A 17,483-nucleotide genomic window follows, 5' to 3' on the forward strand; every position below is an offset into this window, starting at 1 on the left:
CCGAGGACATATCGATGCCCAAAGAATACAAAGACCTGGTTGTCGGCCTCGACATCGGCACCGCGAAGGTGATGGTGGTCGTGGCCGAGGTGCTGCCCGGCGGCGAGCTCAAGCTCGCGGGGCTCGGCATCGCGCCGAGCAATGGCCTCAAGCGCGGCGTGGTGGTGAACATCGACGCGACCGTGCAGAGCATCCAGCAGGCGCTCAAGGAAGCCGAGCTGATGGCCGACTGCAAGATCGGCCGCGTCTACACCGGCATCACCGGCAGCCACATCCGCGGCATCAACTCCAGCGGCATGGTGGCGGTGAAGGACAAGGAAGTGACGCCGGCCGACGTGGCGCGCGTGGTCGAGACCGCGCGTGCCATCAACATCTCGAGCGACCAGCGGCTGCTGCTGGTGGAGCCGCAGGAGTTCGTGATCGACGGCCAGGACGTGAAGGAGCCGATCGGCATGAGCGGCATGCGGCTCGAGGCCAAGGTGCACATCGTGACCGGGGCACAGAGCGCGGCCGAGAACATCATCAAGTGCGTGCGCCGCTGCGGCCTCGAGGTCGACCAGCTGATGCTGAACCCGCTGGCCTCGAGCCAGGCGGTGCTGACCGAGGACGAGCGCGAGCTCGGCGTGGTGCTGGTGGACATCGGCGCCGGCACCACCGACGTCGCGATCTTCACCAACGGCGCGATCCGCCACACGGCCGTGATCCCGATCGCGGGCGACCTGATCACCAGCGACATCGCGATGGCGCTGCGCACGCCGACCAAGGACGCGGAAGACATCAAGGTCGAGAACGGCTTCGCCAAGCAGCTGCTGGCCGATCCCGACACGCAGGTCGAGGTGCCCGGCCTCGGCGATCGCGGTCCGCGCATGCTGAGCAAGCAGGCGCTGGCCGGCGTGATCGAGCCGCGCATCGAGGAGATCTTCTCGCTGGTGCAGCAGGTGGTGCGCGAGTCGGGCTACGAGGAGGTGCTCTCCTCGGGCGTGGTGCTCACCGGCGGCAGCGCGGTGATGCCCGGCATGGTCGAGCTCGGCGAGGACATCTTCCTCAAGCCCGTGCGCCGCGGCATCCCGAAGTATTCGAGTGCGCTCTCGGACATGGTCGCGCAGCCGCGCGCGGCCACCGTGATGGGCCTGCTCGAGGAGGCCCGCTTCGCACGCATGCGCGGCTTCAAGGTGGCGCAGAAGAACGGTTCGGTAAAAACCGCGTTCGGACGTTTCAAGGACTTCATCGTGGGGAACTTCTGACCATGAGCCACTCCCCACTCTGGCTTGCGCGCGGCAGCCCACCCTTGCATTTCAACGAGCGATGGCGACGAACAGGTCCACCATCACGACGATGAATTCGTTCTCGTCGGGTACCCCAAAAAAGATTCATTCATAGACAACGGCAACTGCAAGATTCAAGGAGTAGAAGATGACCATCGAAATGATCGAAGTCGAAGAGTTCAACCAGGGCACGCAGATCAAGGTGATCGGTGTCGGCGGTGGCGGCGGCAACGCGGTCGCGCACATGATGGAACGCGGCGTGCAGGGCGTGCAGTTCGTCTGCGCGAACACCGACGCGCAGGCCCTGCAGCGCAGCAGCGCGCAGCGCAACATCCAGCTCGGCCTGAGCGGCCTGGGCGCCGGCAGTAAGCCCGAGAAGGGCCGTGAAGCGGCCGAAGCCGCCGTGGACGAGATCCGCGCGGCCATCGACGGCGCCCACATGCTGTTCATCACGGCCGGCATGGGCGGCGGCACCGGCACCGGCGCCGCGCCGGTGATCGCGCGCGTGGCCAAGGAAATGGGCATCCTCACCGTGGGCGTGGTGACCAAGCCCTTCGACTGGGAAGGCGGCCGCCGCATGACCAACGCCGAAGCCGGCCTGGCCGAGCTCGAGGCCAACGTCGACTCGCTGATCGTGGTGCTCAACGAGAAGCTGCTCGACGTGCTGGGCGAGGACATCACCCAGGAGGAAGCCTTCGCGCAGGCCAACGACGTGCTGAAGAACGCCGTGGGCGGTATCTCGGAAATCATCAACGAGTACGGCGGCGTGAACGTCGACTTCGAGGACGTGCGCACCGTGATGGGCGAGCCGGGCAAGGCGATGATGGGCACGGCCGTGTCCTCGGGTCCGGACCGCGCGCGCATCGCGGCCGAGCAGGCCGTGGCCTGCCCGCTGCTCGAAGGCATCGACCTCTCGGGTGCCAAGGGCGTGCTGGTGCTGGTGACCGCATCGAAGAATTCGCTGAAGCTCAACGAGTCGAAGCTCGCGATGAACACCATCCGCGCCTACGCCTCGCCCGATGCGCACGTGATCTACGGCGCGGCCTACGACGACGCCCTCGGCGACGAGATGCGCGTGACCGTGGTCGCCACCGGCCTGTCGCGCGCCGACGCGCGCCGCCAGGCACCGACGCTCGAGGTGATCCGCACCGGCACCGACAACATCCCGTTCAACGTGCCCTCGATGGGCACCGGCCACGGCGGTGGCGGCCACCAGCCCAACTACGAAGGCATGGCCGTGCCCAGCGTGTGGCGCACCAACCGCACGATGGCGGCCGCGAAGGTCGACGCGCTGTCCTCGGGCGGCATGGACGACTTCGAGATCCCGGCCTTCCTGCGTCGCCAGGCCGATTGAGAACCGGACCAGGGCCCGTCGCGGGTATTTCGAAAGAGATGCCGCGCGGCGGGCCCGACCGGACGCAGAGGGTTTGAAGAACTCGCAAGAGGCGCAGGAGGAGGCCCAGATAAAGCCTTCCCGCCTGTATCAGGCGCGCTTTCTTCATCCCTTTGCGTCCATTTGCGGAGTGAGCCTGGCTATGCCGATCGAACGATGCCTATGGGTGTAATAGCCAGGGGATTGGCGCGCCACGCACGTCGCGCGCCTAAAATCGCAGGCGTGCTGCAACAACGAACCCTCAAGTCGATCAGCCGCGCCGTGGGCGTGGGACTTCACAGCGGGCAGCGCGTGGAACTCACGCTGCGTCCCGCCCCGGCCGACACGGGCATCGTGTTTCGCCGCGTCGATCTGCCCGAACCCGCCGAGATCCGCATGACCGCCGAGGCGGTCACCGACACCCGGCTGGCCTCGACCGTCTCCACCGGCGGCGCCAAGGTCCAGACCGTCGAACACCTGATGTCGGCCTGCGCCGGCCTGGGCATCGACAACCTCTACATCGACATCACGGCCGACGAGGTACCGATCCTCGACGGCTCGGCCTCGTCCTTCGTGTTCCTGCTGCAGAGCGCGGGCATCGAGTTCCAGAAGGCGCCGCGTCGCTTCATCCGCGTGCTGCGCAAGGTCGAGGTGCGCGAGGGCGACGGCGCCAACGAGAAATGGGCGAGCCTCGAGCCGTACCACGGCTACAAGCTCAGCTTCGAGATCGACTTCGACCACCGCGTCGTGAACTCCACGGGCCAGCGCGTCGAGTTCGATCTCGGCAGCGGCTCGTACAGCCGCGACATCGCGCGCGCGCGCACCTTCGGCTTCACGAAGGAAGTCGAGTACATGCGCAGCAAGGGCCTCGCGCTCGGCGGCGGACTCGACAACGCCATCGTCATGGACGACACCAAGGTGCTCAATGCCGGTGGCCTGCGCTACGACGACGAGTTCGTGAAGCACAAGATCCTCGACGCGATGGGCGACCTCTACATCATCGGCAAGCCGCTGCTCGCGGCCTACACCGCGTTCCGTTCGGGCCATGCGCTCAACAACAAGTTGCTGCGCGAATTGCTCGCGCACGACGACGCCTACGAGATCGTGACCTTCGCGGACGAGAAGCGCGCGCCGCGCGGCTTCAACGAAGTCGCTCGCGCCTGGTAGGCGACGCCGCGCCGATCCACGCATGCTCCTCTTTCGCTGGGCCCTGCTGTTCCTCCTGCTGATGGCCGGCGTCTCGTTCGCGTTCTACGCGGGCACCGGCCAGCCCAAGTACCGGCGCTTCGGCTGGATCGTGCTCAAGTGGACCTTGCTCGCGGCCTGCGGCTTCTTCGCGGTGCTGATCGCCGAGCGCGTGGCCTGATCCGGACCGGCACCGCCGGCCCCCTTCGCCGCGTGGATGGCGATCTACGCTCCTCCGTCCGGAGGAGATTTCGTTAAGAATTCCTTTTGTAATATCCGCCCCGAAAAAATTTGATCGGGGAGGGACGGATGACTCCATCGCAACAGGGTGGCGTTGGCGGCGTGGCCGGGGCGGAGGCAGAAAAACGGGGCGGGGAGCGGGTTTTCGGGCTGGATCTTCTGCGGGCACTGGCCATTGGCGGTGTGCTCGTCAGCCATCTGCAACTGGTGTTTTGGGGCGGCCGCTCTGCGCTGGCCGGTGTCCTGGGCACTCTGGGCGTCGAACTCTTCTTCGTCCTCAGCGGCTTCCTCATCGGCGGCCTGCTGCTGGACATCCTCGAGCAGGGCGCCGGCCCGCGGGCGCTGTGGACCTTTCTGGTGCGGCGCTGGATGCGCACGGTCCCGCTGTACTACCTGTGGCTCGGCGTGCTGCTGCTGTGCGGGACCTGGGCCGGTGCCACGCGATGGCCCTGGTTCTTCCTGAGCTTCACGCAGAACCTGGCCTGGCCCATGACCAGCGCCTGGTTCGACGTCTCGTGGTCGCTGATGGTCGAGGAGTGGTTCTACCTGCTGTTCGCCAGCCTGCTGATCGCGCTGGCCGGCGTCATGCGCGCCTCGCGGGCCCTCGGGATCAGCTGCGCGCTCTTCATCGCGCTGCCCTTGCTGGCGCGCTGGATCGCCGACGACGCGGTCGCCGCCGACTGGGACGCGCGGATTCGCAAGGTCGTGCTGCTGCGCCTCGACGCGATCGCCTACGGCGTGGCCATGGCCTGGCTGATGCGCAGCCGGCGCCGGGCCTGCGATGCGCTGGCGCAGCCGATGCTGGCGCTGGGCCTCGCGCTGGTCGGGGCCTCGTTGCTGAGCAGCCTGGAGCCGGCCTCCTACCAGAGTGCGTCGTGGCGCGCGGGCTTCTTCAGCCTGACCTCGACGGGCTTCGCGCTGTGCTTTCCGGCCGTCGTGCGGATGCGGCAGCCGGGCCGGGGCATGGAGGCGCTGGTGCGCTGGGCCAGCCAGCGTTCGTACGGCATGTACGTCGTCCACCTGTCGGTGATGGAGTTCGCGCGCCGGCTCATGCTCGACGGCGTGCTGCAGCCGCGCGAGGGCGTGCTGCTGGCCTGCCTGGCCACCGCCGTGCTGGCCGAGCTGTCGTACCGGCTGGTGGAGGTGCCGCTGCTGGCCCGGCGTCCGCGGCAGCATGCGCGCGGCGAACGCGGCCATCGCAACCGCCGCGGCATGCGCGTCATCGCTTCCTGAGCGCGCCGGCGCTTCAGCGCGAGCGGCCCTGGCGGTAGCGTCCGGTCGTCGAGGTCGTCAGCGTGGCGGCCTCCGCCAGCCGCGCCAGCGAACGCCCGACCTGCGCATGCGTGATCGCGATGCCCAGCGCGTCGGCCGCGTCGCTGCCGGGCAGGCCCGGCAGGTCGAGCAGGCGCTTGACCATCTCCTGCACCTGCGCCTTGGCCGCCTGGCCATGGCCCGCCACCGCCTTCTTCATCTGCAGCGCGGTGTACTCGGCCACCGGCAGGTCGCTGGTGACCAGCGCAGTCACGCAGGCGCCGCGCGCCTGGCCCAGCAGCAGCGTGGACTGCGGATTGACGTTGACGAACACGATCTCGACCGCCGAGGCGTCGGGCCGGTAGCGCTCGGTGATCTCGGCGATGCCGTCGAACAGCACCTTGAGGCGCTGCGGCAGGCTGCCGCTGGTGACGCTGCGCGTGCTGATGGTGCCGCTGGCCACGTAGCGCAGCGCATGGCCGTCGACGTCGACGATGCCGAAGCCGGTGGTGTTGAGGCCGGGGTCGATGCCCAGGATGCGCATATGTTCTCTAGGCTCCGAAGTACCAGCGCACGGAATGGAAGAAGATCGGCGCCGCGAAGCACAGCGCATCGACGCGGTCGAGCAGGCCGTTGGCACCCGTGACGCCCACGCCCTTCTGGCCCCAGTTCGGAATGCCGCGATCGCGCTTGAGCGCCTTCATCACGAGGTGGCCCATCGAGCCCGCGATGCAGGCGATGACCGAGACCGCGAGCGCCTGGCCGAACTTGAAGGGCGTGATGAAGGAGAACAGGGCGCCCACCAGGCTGGCCACCGCGATGCCGATGCCCCAGCTGGTCCAGTTGAAGCTGCGGCTCACGTTGGGCGCGAAGGGCGCGCGCTGGCTGCGGCGCGAGATCAGGTGCTGCACCAGCACCGAGGTCTGGACCACGAAGACCAGGAAGAACACCAGGAAGGCGCTCTTGCCCTCGTAGCCCGGAAAGCTCAGCAGCAGCAGCGCCGGCACGTGGCTCATGCCGTAGACGCAGACCATGATCCCCCACTGCAGCTTGGCATTGCGCTCGAGGAAGTGGCTCGGGTCGTCGGCCAGCGCGCTGGCCACTGGGATCGCGAGGAACACGTAGACCGGGATGAACACGGTGAACAGGTCGAAGCGCGCGGTGGCCACGAGCCAGAACTGCACCGGCAGCACGACGAAGAAGGCGAGGATCAGGCTGCGGTGGTCGCCGCGCCGCGTGGGCGAGAGGGTGATGAACTCGCGCAGCGCGAAGAAGGCGATCAGCGCGAACAGCACCGTGGCCACGGTTTCGCCGAGCGCCCAGCCGATCCAGAAGATCACGGCCATGAACCAGGTGGTGCCCAGCAGCTTGCGGAAGTGCGCGAGCTCGGCCTGCCAGGCGGCGTCGTGCACCGGGTTGCGCCGCTCCCTGAAGCTCAGGAAGAAGGCGGCGGTGCTCACGATCACGAGCACGCCGAAGACGATCAGGAACAGCGCCGCGACCTGCTGCGTGGGGCTAAGGCTGCGCAGGAACTGGTTCATTCTTCTTCAAACGTCGCGCAAGGCGATGACGGCGGCACGCGCGCGGTCGAGGAAAGGGCGCCGCTCCTCGCCGGCCTCGACGCGGATCGGCGCGCCGAAGGTGACGGAGCAGAGGATCGGCACCGGCACGATCTCGCCCTTGGGCATGACGCGCTGCACGTTGTCGATCCAGGCCGGCACCAGCACCACCTCGGGGAACTGGGTGGCGAGCGCATAGAGGCCCGACTTGAACTTCTGCGGCTCGCCCGTGTGGCCGCGCGTGCCCTCGGGGAAGATGATGATCGAGTCGCCGCTGCGCAGCGCGTCGATCAGCGGGGCGAGCGGGTCGGCGTCGCGGGCTGCCGGGGGCACGGGCGGTGCAGGTGGCGCGGCGGGCGCTTCGGGTACGGAGGCCGGTTGCGCGGGCAGGTCGAGTTCGCCCTGGATCTCCGTGCGGACCGGTGCCGTGTCAACGGTCGCGGAGCGTGGCAGCAGCGGCTCCATCGACGGCTCGATGCGTTCGGCGGCGGCGGGCGCCGCGACAGGCGGCACAGGCATCTCGGCCGCGACCGGCACGACGGGTGCGGGCGGCGAACCGGCGGCCGCCTGCCGCTCCACGTACACCGCGTTGAACACCTCGGTCGTGATCCAGCGCTTGACCGGCGTGTTGGCCCAGTAGTCGCGCGCCGCGATCGGCCGCGTGATGCTGCGCAGCTCCTCGGGCAGCGCGGCCCAGATCATCACCAGGTCCGCATGGCTCTGGTGGTTGGCGAAATAGATGCGCTGCTCGGCCTTCGGCGGGCAGCCGTACCAGCGTGCCTGGGCTCCGGTGAGCAATCGCACCACGCCCAACAGCAACCATCCCACGAGCTTCGCCAACATGGAGGCGATGATACGGGGCATGCGATGGCGTCTTGCTCCTCTTTCCCTGGCCGGGGCCGCGGCCCTGTTCGTGCTGCTGGCACTGCTCGCGACCGTGGGCGCGCGCTGGGGCTGGGTGCGCAGCTTCCTCGGCGACGTGCTGGCCGTGGTCTGGGTCTACCTGGTGTTCAAGGCCTTCATCGAGGCGCGCGTGCTGCCGCTGGCGCTCGCGGCCTTCGGCGTGGGGCTGCTGGTGGAACTGGGCCAGTACCTGGCGGCCGCGTGGCAGCTGCACATTCCCAACCGCGCGCTGCGCATCGTGCTCGGCAGCACGGCCGACTGGTGGGACGTGCTGGCCTATGCGATCGGCTTCGCGGCGGTGCTGGCGGGCGAGGCCCTGTTCAGGGCAGGTCGGCCGAAGGCATCCGCGCCACGATCGTCGATGCCCGTCCGTTGAGGTAGGGCGAATTGGGCCGGCGCTCGTAGAACTTCGGGCTCGGCAGCATCACCGCGAGGCGCGCCGCTTCGTACGAACTCAGGCGCGCGGCCGGCTTCTTGAAGTAGTACTGCGCGGCCGCCTCGGCACCGAACACGCCTTCGCCCCATTCGACGCTGTTGAGGTAGATCTCGAGGATGCGCCGCTTGTCGAGCAGCGTTTCGAGCAGCACGGCGAGCACCAGTTCCTGGCCCTTGCGCAGCATGGTGCGTTCGCCCGACAGCAGCAGGTTCTTCGCGAGCTGCTGCGTGATGGTGGAGCCGCCGCGCAACGGTGCCGCCTGCGCCGTCTTGCCGCGCGCCGCGGCGCGTGCCATGCGCTTGGCGGCCAGTTCCTCGGCGCGCGCATTGCGCTGGCGCGCGCGTTCGATGGCTTCCCATTCCACGCCGTCGTGGTCGATGAAGCTGGCGTCCTCGCTCGCGATCACCGCGCGCTTGAGGCTGTCGTTGATCTGCGCATAGGGCACCCACTCCTGGCGCCAGGCGCCCTCGCTGCCCTTGTGGATGGCGATCTGCCAGGCCTCGGAACGCTGGAAGGCGGTGCTCTGCGGATCGATGACCGCCATGGCCGCGATGCGCACGACGAAGAACAGCTCGAGCGCGAGGCCGGCCAGCAGCAGGCAGGCGATCCAGCGCAGCGCGGCCTTCATGCGGTGCTTCAGACGGCGGCGAGCCGCGCACGCAGTTCGTCGAGCACCTGGGCCGAGGGCGGTCGCACGCCGCGCCAGATCTCGAAGGATTCGGCGGCCTGCTCGACCAGCATGCCGAGGCCGTCGCGCGCCACGGCGTCGTGGGCCTGCGCCCATTGCAGGAAGCCCGCGGCCGCGGGGCCGTACATCATGTCGACCGCCAGTGCGTCCGGGCGCAGCACCTGCGCGCCGACCGGCACCGCGTCGCCCGCGAGGCTGGAGGCGGTGGCATTGACCACGACGTCGAAGTCGCCCGGCACCGCATCGAGCGCCCAGGCCTCGAGCGAGGCGCCGTGGGCCAGCGCGAGCGCCGCATGCCGGCGCACCAGCGACACCGCCTTGTCGACCGTGCGGTTGGCCACCACCACGCGCGCCGCACCCGCGTCGAGCAACGGCCCGAGCACGCCGGCCGCCGCGCCGCCGGCGCCGATCAGCAGCAGCGACTTGCCGGCCAGCGGCACGCGCGCATTGCGCTCGATGTCGTTGACCAGGCCGATACCGTCCGTGTTGTCGGCATGGATGTCGCCATCGGCCGCGAAGCGCAGCGTGTTGACCGCGCCCGCCAGCGTGGCGCGCTCGCTGGTGTGCTGCGCGATGCTGGCGGCGTCGAACTTGAAGGGCACGGTGACGTTGCAGCCGCCCGCGTGGTCGCCACGTTCGGCGGCCTCGCGGCGGAAGGCGGCGATGCCCTCGGCGAAGGCGCCGAGCGCGACCAGCCGGCGCTCGTAGGCGATCGGCTGGTTGCAGAGCTCGGCGAAGCGGGCATGGATCCACGGCGAGCGGCTGTGCTCGACCGGGTTGCCCATCACGCAGTACAGATCCATGGCGCGGGTCTCCTGGCTTTTTTCTTCGGCGGGCCGTCGCGGTTACTGCGACGACAGCTCGATGGTCTCGTCGCGCGTGAAGCGGAAGCGCGACTGGATCACGATCTGGTCGGTCTGGCGGCGCATCGCGTCGGTGAACTTGCCGAAGCTGCCGATGCTGCGCACGATGGCCTGGGCGCGGCGGTCGAGCGTGGTGTTGCCCGAGCTCTCGTCGATCACGGTGTCGAGCAGGCTGCCGTCGTGGTTGATGGTGATCGTCATCTTGAGTTCGCCGTAGAGCTTCTTGCCGGCCGCGGTCGGGAAGTTCTCGGTGCCGCGCACCTCGATGCGCCGGCGCAGCGAATCGACGTACAGCGCATAGGCGGCCTCGCGCGTCGACGGGCTCAGGTAGCGCTTCTTGGGGCGCGCGTTCTCCTCGTTCACGCGGCGCTCGATCTCGGCCAGCAGCTCGACCATCTGGCGGCGTTTCTCCTCGCGCGCGGTGGCTTCCTTGGGGTCGCCGCTCACGCGCGGATCGGGCGGCGGCATGGCCGCGAGGTCGCGCTTGAGCTGGGTCAGCAGCTGCATCTGCTGCTGCTGCATCAGGTCGACCTGGCGCTGCGCCTCCTCGGCGGAATCGCCGACCGCGCTGAAGGAGGAGGGCGGCAGCGGGCTGGTGGCGCGGCCGCGCTCGAGGTCGCCGCCGCCGGCGAGCGAGGTCTGGGCCATCACACGGGCCTGGGGATCCGGCGCTTCGTTGGTCTTCGAGTTGACGAGGATCACTTCGAGCGGCGTCTCGGTGAACGCGCGGTTGAAGGCCTCGGGGTCGACGAAACGCACCGCCAGCAGCGCGGCATGCGCGATGACGGACACACCCAGCGCAATCTGCAGGGTGCTCAGATCCTTGAGGTTCATGCGGGCGCGTTCTCCACGGCCGCTCCCGCGTCGGGGGCGGCATCGCCATCGGCCAGGTCGACCGCGATCGCGATCGGGCCGGCGACCACCTCTTCCTCGTCCTCGGCGTCGTCCACCGCGCCGGCCGCGGGCGCATCGAGGCGCTCGAGCACGGTGCCGCTGACGTCGAGCGCGATCTCGTCGATCTCGCCGAGCTTCACGCGCAGGCGCGCGCCGCGCTCCTGCTGGCCGGCCACCGGGAACACCAGCGGCAGCGCGTCGGCCCGCACCAGCGCGCCGTTGGGCAGGTCCTTGATGACGGTGGCCTCGAGCTCGGTGATGCCCTGCTGCTCGAGGTACTTGAGGGTCCAGAAGCGTTCCATGCCGCCCTGGTAGCCGTTGTAGGCCGCATAGGCCGCGTCGAAGCCCGAGAGGATCGAGAACAGGTCGGCGTCCTTGGGCTTGAACGGCGCGGCCAGCGCGGCGGTCTTGCCGTGGCGCGCGGCCGCGATGATCTGCCACTGGTTCACCAGGTCGGTGTAGCGGCGCAGCGGCGAGGTGCTCCAGGCATAGCTCTTCACGCCCAGGCCCGCATGCGGCAACGCGCGCGTGCCCATGCGCACCTTGATGCCGGGCGCGAGGCTGGCCTGGCTGCGATAGAGCCCGGGCACGCCGAGTTCGCCGAGCCAGCCGCCCCAGCTGCTGTTGGCCAGGATCATGGCCTCGGACACGATCAGGTCGAGCGGCGCGCCGCGCTGGCGCGTCGTGATCTGCACCTGCTCGGCACCCGTGGGTTCGGCGCCGTCGTTGCCGACCAGGCGGAAGTTGTAGTCGGGCCGGTTGAAGTTCTCGGGCTTGCCGCGGACGACCTCGCGCTGCGCCTTCAGCTGGCGCGCGAGGCGGTGCAGGAACGAGAGCTGCGGCCGGAAGCGCGCGGCGGCGGCCGGCGTGTCCTCGTGCATCACCGAGCTGTCCTCGAGCCAGGACTGCGTCACCACGTGGTCGAGCTGGTCATGGCGCAGGTTGGCGGCGATCGGCACGCGCTCGAGCCTGGTCTCGGTGGACTGCAGTTCGAGCGTGGCTTCGTCGAAGCGCGCATAGAGCGACACGGCCGGGCGGTCGGCGCCCTCGAGCAGCGTGTAGGTGTCGACCACCGCGTCGGGCAGCATCGTGATCTTGTAGCCCGGCATGTAGACCGTGGACATGCGCGCGCGCGCCACCTGGTCGATCGCGCTGCCGGGCGCGAGCGCGAGGCCCGGCGCGGCGATGTGGATGCCGACCGTGACCGTGCCGCTGCCCAGGCCCTGCACCGAGAGCGCGTCGTCGATCTCGGTGGTCTGCGAGTCGTCGATGGAGAAGGCCTCGACACCTTCGGCCAGCGGCAGTTCGTCGGCGATGGCGGGCGCCGTGAGCGCGGGGAAGCCCGTGCCCTTGGGGAAGTTCTCGAACAGGAAGCGGCGCCAGTGGAACTGGTAGGGTGAGTCGATCGCGCCCGCGCGCTCGAGCAGTTCGAGCGGCGCGCGCTGCGAGGCGCGCGAGGCTTCCACCACCGCCTTGTATTCGGGCGCGTTCTTGTCGGGCTTGAACAGGATGCGGTAGAGCTGCTCGCGCACCGGCGCGGGGCACACGCCCTCGGCGAGCTGGCCGGCCCATTCCACGATCTGCGCCTGGATCGCCTTCTTCTTCTCGATCGCGGCCAGCGCCTGCTGCACGATCTCGGCCGGCGCCTTCTTGAAGCGCCCCTTGCCCGCGCGGCGGAAGTAGTGCGGCGCCTCGAACAGCGCGAACAGCGCCGCGGCCTGCTGCGCCAGCGAGGGCTTGTCGCTGAAATAGTCGGCCGCCAGGTCGGCGAAGCCGAATTCGCCCTCGGCCGCGAACTCCCAGGCCAGGTCGAGGTCCATGGCGGCCGCGAGCGAACGCGCCTCGGCGATCAATTCGGCGGGCGAGGGCTTCTCGAACCGCAGCACGATGTTGGCGCCCTTGACCTTGACGCGCTTGCCGGTCTCGAGCTCGACCTGCGCCGAGGCTTCCGCCTCCGACAGCACGCGCCCGCCGAGGTATTTGCCGGCTTCTTCAAACAATACAAACATGGGCCGGATTCTCCCATGCAGGCGGGGCGGGCCTGTGGCGCGGGAGCCGCAGGCCCCCGATTGGCGCGTTATGGAACGGGGTTGATGAAGGCCATCACGTCGTCCAGGTGGCTCTTCTTGAAATCGGACAAGGCATGGTCGCCGCCCTCGATCAGCTTGACGCGGCTGTCGGCGTAGCGCGCCGACATCTCGTGCCAGTCGAGCACCTCGTCGCCCTTGGCGATGACCGCGAACACGCGCTCGGGGCGGGTCAGGGAGCCGACCTCCATGGCGCGGAGCTCGTGGATGTACTCGGGGCGGAAATAGAAATGCTCGGCCGGATCGTGCCAGGCGCTCTGGTCGCCGATGTAGAGCGTGAGGTCGCGCGCCGGATGGACGGCCGGATTCAGCAGCACGGCGCGGCAGCGCGTCATGCCCGCGACGTAGGTGGCGTAGAAGCCGCCGAGCGAGGAACCCACCACCGCCATCGACTTGCGCGGCCAGTCGGCGATGCCCTTCATCACCATGTCGATCGCATCCTTGGGCGAGGGCGGCAATTGCGGGCACCACCAGTGCAGGTTCGGATGCCTCTGCGCCACCCGGTCCGCCACTGCGCGCGCCTTGGTGGAACGGGGCGAGGAACGGAAGCCGTGCAGGTACAGCAGATGGGTGGTTTGTGGTTCCATGCGGGGGGGCGACGGAAAGCGCGTCGATGGCGCGCTGCTTACGAAGTCCAGGTAATTTTGCATGAGGTCCGTGCCCATCAGATGGCGTCGAGGCGAGAAAAACCCCGCGGCGCGGGCTTCCCGGAACGGGAGGAGGTCCTCGATGCCTGCGTGGCGCGGCCGGGGCACAACGCGAAAGTATTCATCGCGTGTTCGCATGCCGTGCGCTTCGGGGGTCGACCAAATTCGAAGACGGTTCGAGTGTGTGGGCGAAGCGCGCGATGCACATCCCATGAAAGGGTGAGGCTTCGCGGACCTGCGACAGCGTGCGCAGGCTTATGCTTCGGCCCCATGACTAACGAGGACCCCCATGACGCTACGTCCCGCCGCTGGGGCGTGCTCGTGGTCGAGGACGACAGCCGCGCGCGCGCCTTCTTCGAGACCAGCGTGCAGCGCAGCCCGCAGCTGTTCTGGCTCGGCAGCGCCGGCACGGTGAACGAGGCGCTGGGCTGGCTCGCGCGCACCGCCACCATTCCCGACGTGCTGCTGGTCGACCTCGGCATGCCCGACGGCACCGGCCTCGACGTGATCCGCGACGCGGTCGCGCGCTTTCCGGGCTGCGAGCCGCTGGTGGTGTCGGTGTTCGGCGACGAGGAGAACGTGCTCGCGAGCATCGAGGCCGGCGCCGTCGGCTACATCCACAAGGACGCCGCGCCCGAGGACATCGCCCAGACCATCGTCGAGATGAAGGCCGGCGCCTCGCCGATCTCGCCCATGATCGCGCGCCGCGTGCTCGCCAAGTACCGCAGCCTGCAGTCGGCCAGCGTGCCGGGCACGGCCGAGCCGGAGGCCGCGCCCGACGCGGGCGAGCGCGCGCTGCTGTCGGCGCGCGAGCACGAGGTGCTGACCTTGATCGCGCGCGGCTTCTCGTACGCCGAGATCGCGCGCCTCAAGGGCCTGAGCGTGCACACGGTGCAGACCCACATCAAGAACCTCTACGGCAAGCTCGCGGTGCATTCCAAGAGCGAAGCCGTGTTCGAAGCCACGCGACTGGGGCTGCTGTCGCGCTCTGGCTGAGACGGGACATCCGTGCTCCGGACCCTGCGCGGGCGGCTGCCCGCGATGCCGATCGCGCCGTGGCTGCTGCTGCTCGTCCTGGCCCTCTGGAGCGGGTGGGCCGGATGGGCGCATGCCGCCGACGCGCCGATCGAGCTGCGCCGCGGCACGGTCACCACCGAGGTCGACGGCGTGCGGCGCAGCGAGCCGGTCGAGTTGTCCTACCACTGGGACCGGCAGCACCGCGGCCGCTCCGGCTTCGCGAGCTTCGACCTGCCCTTCGAGCTGGCGGCCGCGCCGAGCATGCCCTGGGGCATCTTCATTCCGCGCACCGGCAACGTGTTCGAGGTGGAGCTCAACGACGCGCTGCTGCAGGTCTACGGTGACCTCTCGCAGGGCAACGGCGCCGACTACGCCAAGGCGCCGATCTACGTGCCGGTGCCCAGCGAGCTGCTGAAGGCGGGCCGCAACCAGTTGCAGATCCGCATCCGCGCCGACAGCGCGCGCCGCGCCGGGCTGTCGCCCGTGTTCATCGGCCCGGCCGACCCGGTGCGCAACGGGCTGTTCGAGCCGGCCTACGCCTGGCGCTTCACCGCCTCGGTGCTGCTGACGGCCTTCAGCCTGATCGTCGGCGCCATCGCGCTGGCGCTGTGGGTCACGCAGGTCGACGCGACCACGGCCGGGCAGCCGCGCCGCGACGGCATCTACCTGTGGGCGGCGCTGGCCGAGTTCTGCTGGGCGATCCGGGTGGCCGACGGCGTGATCGCCGAGCCGCCGCTGCCGTGGGTCCCCTGGGGCGTGCTGATGGCGGCCTGCTACGCCGGCTGGGCGGCCTCGGCCATGATGTTCTGCTACCACCTGGCCGACTGGAGCCGCACGGCGCACACGCGCTGGCTGCGCTGGCCGCTGCTGGCCGTGGTGCTGGGCACCGTGGTCTCGACCACGCTCGCGCTGCAGCGCGAGGAGCCGATCTGGCTCACCGGCTGGCTCGCGATCGAGATCGTGGTGATCGCGGTCTTCGTCGGCGCCTTCGTCGGGTCCACGGCGCGGCGGCCCAGCGCCGAGCGGCTGCTGGTGGCGGCCGCGGCCCTGCTCACGCTGGCCTTCGGCGTGCGCGACTGGCTGGTGATCCGCCTGAGCGACGCCTACGGCGAAACCACCTGGGTGCGCTATTCGTCGGTGTTCTTCGGCATCGCGCTGCTGTTGATCGTGCTGCGGCGCTTCCGCGCGGCCAGCGTGGCGGCGCGCGGCGCGGTCCGCACCCTGGCCGAGCGGGTGGCGCAGCGCGAGCGCGAGCTGGCCTCGACCTATGCCGAGCTCGAGCGGGCGGCGCGCGACCAGGCGCGCACCCACGAGCGCGAGCGCATCCTGCGCGACATGCACGACGGCGTGGGCTCGCACATCAGCTCGGCCATCCGCCAGCTGCAGTCGGGCCAGACCAGTTCCGAGGAGCTGCTGCGCACGCTGCGCGACTCGATGGACCAGCTCAAGCTGTCGATCGACTCGATCCACCTGCCGCCGGGCGACGTCGGCGCGCTGTTGGCGGCCTTCCGCTACCGGCTCGAGCCGCGGCTGGCCACGGCGGAGATCGTGCTCGACTGGGCCGTGGACGAGGTGACGCCGGTGGCGCACCTCGATGCGCACGGCATGCGGCAGCTGCAGTTCCTGCTGTTCGAGGCGATCTCGAACGTGCTGCAGCATGCCCGGGCGCGGGTGCTGCGGCTGGAGGCATGCATGGAGGGCACGGCGTTGGCGCTGCGCGTGATCGACGACGGGCGCGGCTTTGACGCCAGCCAGCCGCCGCGCTCGCTGGCCGAGCGCGCGGGGGCCATCGGGGCGCGGCTGGCACTCGAAAGCCGACCGGGCCGCACGGTCGTTCAACTGGTCTTCGATTGAGCGGACGCAGCGGGCGCGGATAATCCGCGCCCATGTCCGCCGTGTTCAATCAGCCCTCCCTGGCGCGCCGGGTCGCGCCCATCTTCCAGGGCTTCGACGGCTTTCTGGCCTTCGCCGTGCTGCTGCTGGCCTTCGCGGGCCTGCTGACGATGTACTCCTCGGGCTACGACCACGGCACCCGCTTCTTCGACCATGGCCGCAACATGCTGCTGGCCGGCTTCATCATGTTCGTGGTGGCGCAGGTGCCGCCGCAGCGGCTGATGCTGGCCGCCGTGCCGCTCTACGCGGCGGGGGTGGCGCTGCTGATCGCGGTGGCGCTGTTCGGCATCACCAAGAAGGGCGCCACGCGCTGGATCAACGTGGGCATGGTGATCCAGCCCAGCGAGATCCTGAAGATCGCCATGCCGCTGATGCTGGCCTGGTGGTTCCAGCGCCGCGAGGGGCAGCTGCGACCGCTCGACTTCGTGGTGGCGACCGTGCTGCTCGCGGTGCCGGTGGGGTTGATCATGAAGCAGCCCGACCTCGGTACCTCGCTGCTGGTGCTGGCGGCCGGCCTGGCGGTGATCTTCTTCGCCGGCCTGCCCTGGAAGCTGATCGTGCCGCCGGTGCTGCTGGGCGCCGTGGCGATCACGCTGATCGTGAGCTTCGAATCGCAGCTGTGCACCGACGGCGTCGACTGGCGCGTGCTGCACGACTACCAGAAGCAGCGCGTGTGCACGCTGCTCGACCCGAGCAAGGACCCGCTGGGCAAGGGCTTCCACATCATCCAGGGGATGATCGCCATCGGCTCGGGCGGCGTCGGCGGCAAGGGCTTCATGCAGGGCACGCAGACGCACCTCGAGTTCATTCCCGAGCGCACCACCGACTTCATCTTCGCCGCCTATTCCGAGGAATTCGGCCTGGTGGGCAACCTGGCGCTGATCTCGGCCTTCATCCTGCTGATCTTCCGCGGGCTGGCGATCGCGCTCAATGCCCCCACGCTGTTCTCGCGCCTGCTGGCGGGCGCGGTGACCATGATCTTCTTCACCTACGCCTTCGTGAACATGGGCATGGTCAGCGGCATCCTGCCGGTGGTGGGGGTGCCGCTGCCCTTCATCAGCTATGGCGGCACGGCCATGGTCACGCTGGGGTTGGGGCTGGGGATCCTGATGTCGATCGCGCGAGCTCGAAAACTGGCGCAGTCGTAGCGGGAAACACCGCGGAACCGGCTTTGCCGGGCCGC

General features: G+C 69.4%; 17 protein-coding genes. 9 read left to right on the plus strand and 8 right to left on the minus strand.

Features of this window, described 5'->3' with window-relative positions:
* Window positions 1-14 precede the first annotated feature (14 nt).
* From ftsA to AC07PU_RS30315, 5 genes are all read left to right on the plus strand, one after another.
* The gene (gene ftsA / locus AC07PU_RS30295) at window positions 15-1,244 is read left to right on the plus strand and encodes a cell division protein FtsA (protein WP_093353387.1); all 1,230 of its coding nucleotides are present in this window, start codon (window positions 15-17) and stop codon (window positions 1,242-1,244) included.
* A 169-nt stretch (window positions 1,245-1,413) separates the two neighbouring features.
* A complete protein-coding gene (gene ftsZ, locus AC07PU_RS30300; protein ID WP_093353389.1) occupies window positions 1,414-2,619 on the plus strand; it encodes a cell division protein FtsZ in 1,206 nt (401 codons plus the stop codon).
* Window positions 2,620-2,880: 261 nt separating this feature from the next.
* The gene (gene lpxC, locus AC07PU_RS30305) at window positions 2,881-3,804 is read left to right on the plus strand and encodes a UDP-3-O-acyl-N-acetylglucosamine deacetylase (protein ID WP_495322007.1); all 924 of its coding nucleotides are present in this window, start codon (window positions 2,881-2,883) and stop codon (window positions 3,802-3,804) included.
* 22 nt (window positions 3,805-3,826) lie between these two features.
* Complete coding sequence (locus AC07PU_RS30310) at window positions 3,827-4,003, plus strand: hypothetical protein (RefSeq protein WP_172705536.1); 177 nt, start codon at window positions 3,827-3,829, stop codon at window positions 4,001-4,003.
* Window positions 4,004-4,131: 128 nt separating this feature from the next.
* A complete protein-coding gene (locus tag AC07PU_RS30315; RefSeq protein ID WP_495322008.1) occupies window positions 4,132-5,295 on the plus strand; it encodes an acyltransferase family protein in 1,164 nt (387 codons plus the stop codon).
* A gap of 13 nt (window positions 5,296-5,308) precedes the next feature.
* On the opposite strand, the gene ruvC is transcribed toward AC07PU_RS30315, so the two are convergent.
* Genes ruvC through AC07PU_RS30330 form a run of 3 tightly spaced genes read right to left on the minus strand, consistent with a single transcriptional unit; the run spans window position 5,309 to window position 7,715 of the window.
* A complete protein-coding gene (ruvC, locus tag AC07PU_RS30320; protein WP_093353397.1) occupies window positions 5,309-5,857 on the minus strand; it encodes a crossover junction endodeoxyribonuclease RuvC in 549 nt (182 codons plus the stop codon).
* Window positions 5,858-5,864: 7 nt separating this feature from the next.
* Window positions 5,865-6,854: a phosphatidate cytidylyltransferase gene (locus tag AC07PU_RS30325; RefSeq protein ID WP_093353400.1), complete on the minus strand. Its 990-nt coding sequence runs from the start codon at window positions 6,852-6,854 to the stop codon at window positions 5,865-5,867.
* A gap of 6 nt (window positions 6,855-6,860) precedes the next feature.
* Window positions 6,861-7,715 carry a lysophospholipid acyltransferase family protein gene (locus AC07PU_RS30330; RefSeq protein WP_495322009.1) on the minus strand — a complete coding sequence of 285 codons (855 nt, stop codon included), beginning with the start codon at window positions 7,713-7,715 and terminating at the stop codon, window positions 6,861-6,863.
* Between the two features lie 7 nt (window positions 7,716-7,722).
* On the opposite strand from AC07PU_RS30330, the gene AC07PU_RS30335 reads away from it, so the two are divergent.
* Window positions 7,723-8,151 carry a ribosomal maturation YjgA family protein gene (locus AC07PU_RS30335; protein ID WP_093353695.1) on the plus strand — a complete coding sequence of 143 codons (429 nt, stop codon included), beginning with the start codon at window positions 7,723-7,725 and terminating at the stop codon, window positions 8,149-8,151.
* Here the strand turns inward: AC07PU_RS30335 and AC07PU_RS30340 are convergent.
* From AC07PU_RS30340 to AC07PU_RS30360, 5 genes are all read right to left on the minus strand, one after another.
* A complete protein-coding gene (locus AC07PU_RS30340) occupies window positions 8,096-8,839 on the minus strand; it encodes a transglycosylase domain-containing protein (RefSeq protein WP_495322010.1) in 744 nt (247 codons plus the stop codon). The genes AC07PU_RS30335 and AC07PU_RS30340 overlap by 56 nt on opposite strands.
* Before the next feature lie 8 nt (window positions 8,840-8,847).
* On the minus strand, window positions 8,848-9,702 hold the full coding sequence (gene aroE, locus AC07PU_RS30345; RefSeq protein ID WP_495322011.1) for a shikimate dehydrogenase: 855 nt from the start codon (window positions 9,700-9,702) through the stop codon (window positions 8,848-8,850).
* A gap of 42 nt (window positions 9,703-9,744) precedes the next feature.
* On the minus strand, window positions 9,745-10,596 hold the full coding sequence (locus tag AC07PU_RS30350; RefSeq protein WP_093353410.1) for an energy transducer TonB: 852 nt from the start codon (window positions 10,594-10,596) through the stop codon (window positions 9,745-9,747).
* A complete protein-coding gene (locus tag AC07PU_RS30355) occupies window positions 10,593-12,665 on the minus strand; it encodes a ribonuclease catalytic domain-containing protein (protein ID WP_495322012.1) in 2,073 nt (690 codons plus the stop codon). Before AC07PU_RS30355 ends, AC07PU_RS30350 begins: the two co-directional genes overlap by 4 nt.
* 68 nt (window positions 12,666-12,733) lie before the next feature.
* On the minus strand, window positions 12,734-13,330 hold the full coding sequence (locus AC07PU_RS30360; protein ID WP_057591165.1) for a YqiA/YcfP family alpha/beta fold hydrolase: 597 nt from the start codon (window positions 13,328-13,330) through the stop codon (window positions 12,734-12,736).
* 330 nt (window positions 13,331-13,660) lie between these two features.
* Between AC07PU_RS30360 and AC07PU_RS30365 the strand changes: the two genes are divergently transcribed.
* From AC07PU_RS30365 to rodA, 3 genes are read left to right on the plus strand one after another with little or no spacing between them, the layout of a single operon-like run.
* A complete protein-coding gene (locus AC07PU_RS30365) occupies window positions 13,661-14,386 on the plus strand; it encodes a response regulator (RefSeq protein WP_093353415.1) in 726 nt (241 codons plus the stop codon).
* A 12-nt stretch (window positions 14,387-14,398) separates the two neighbouring features.
* Window positions 14,399-16,261: a sensor histidine kinase gene (locus tag AC07PU_RS30370; RefSeq protein WP_495322013.1), complete on the plus strand. Its 1,863-nt coding sequence runs from the start codon at window positions 14,399-14,401 to the stop codon at window positions 16,259-16,261.
* A gap of 32 nt (window positions 16,262-16,293) precedes the next feature.
* On the plus strand, window positions 16,294-17,448 hold the full coding sequence (gene rodA / locus AC07PU_RS30375; RefSeq protein ID WP_093353417.1) for a rod shape-determining protein RodA: 1,155 nt from the start codon (window positions 16,294-16,296) through the stop codon (window positions 17,446-17,448).
* Window positions 17,449-17,483: the final 35 nt, after the last annotated feature.

It is taken from the genome of Variovorax sp. GW821-FHT10D07 (genome assembly GCF_059415325.1).

Excerpts from the sequence above, each read along its gene's own strand:
- ftsA (WP_093353387.1), top strand. The coding sequence starts at position 15 with ATGCCCAAAGAATACAAAGACCTGGTTGTCGGCCTCGACATCGGCACC.
- ftsZ (WP_093353389.1), top strand. The coding sequence starts at position 1,414 with ATGACCATCGAAATGATCGAAGTCGAAGAGTTCAACCAGGGCACGCAG.
- AC07PU_RS30310 (WP_172705536.1), top strand. The coding sequence starts at position 3,827 with ATGCTCCTCTTTCGCTGGGCCCTGCTGTTCCTCCTGCTGATGGCCGGC.
- AC07PU_RS30315 (WP_495322008.1), top strand. The coding sequence starts at position 4,132 with ATGACTCCATCGCAACAGGGTGGCGTTGGCGGCGTGGCCGGGGCGGAG.
- ruvC (WP_093353397.1), bottom strand. The coding sequence starts at position 5,857 with ATGCGCATCCTGGGCATCGACCCCGGCCTCAACACCACCGGCTTCGGC.
- AC07PU_RS30325 (WP_093353400.1), bottom strand. The coding sequence starts at position 6,854 with ATGAACCAGTTCCTGCGCAGCCTTAGCCCCACGCAGCAGGTCGCGGCG.
- AC07PU_RS30330 (WP_495322009.1), bottom strand. The coding sequence starts at position 7,715 with ATGTTGGCGAAGCTCGTGGGATGGTTGCTGTTGGGCGTGGTGCGATTG.
- AC07PU_RS30335 (WP_093353695.1), top strand. The coding sequence starts at position 7,723 with ATGATACGGGGCATGCGATGGCGTCTTGCTCCTCTTTCCCTGGCCGGG.
- AC07PU_RS30340 (WP_495322010.1), bottom strand. The coding sequence starts at position 8,839 with ATGAAGGCCGCGCTGCGCTGGATCGCCTGCCTGCTGCTGGCCGGCCTC.
- aroE (WP_495322011.1), bottom strand. The coding sequence starts at position 9,702 with ATGGATCTGTACTGCGTGATGGGCAACCCGGTCGAGCACAGCCGCTCG.
- AC07PU_RS30350 (WP_093353410.1), bottom strand. The coding sequence starts at position 10,596 with ATGAACCTCAAGGATCTGAGCACCCTGCAGATTGCGCTGGGTGTGTCC.
- AC07PU_RS30355 (WP_495322012.1), bottom strand. The coding sequence starts at position 12,665 with ATGTTTGTATTGTTTGAAGAAGCCGGCAAATACCTCGGCGGGCGCGTG.
- AC07PU_RS30360 (WP_057591165.1), bottom strand. The coding sequence starts at position 13,330 with ATGGAACCACAAACCACCCATCTGCTGTACCTGCACGGCTTCCGTTCC.
- AC07PU_RS30365 (WP_093353415.1), top strand. The coding sequence starts at position 13,661 with ATGACTAACGAGGACCCCCATGACGCTACGTCCCGCCGCTGGGGCGTG.
- rodA (WP_093353417.1), top strand. The coding sequence starts at position 16,294 with ATGTCCGCCGTGTTCAATCAGCCCTCCCTGGCGCGCCGGGTCGCGCCC.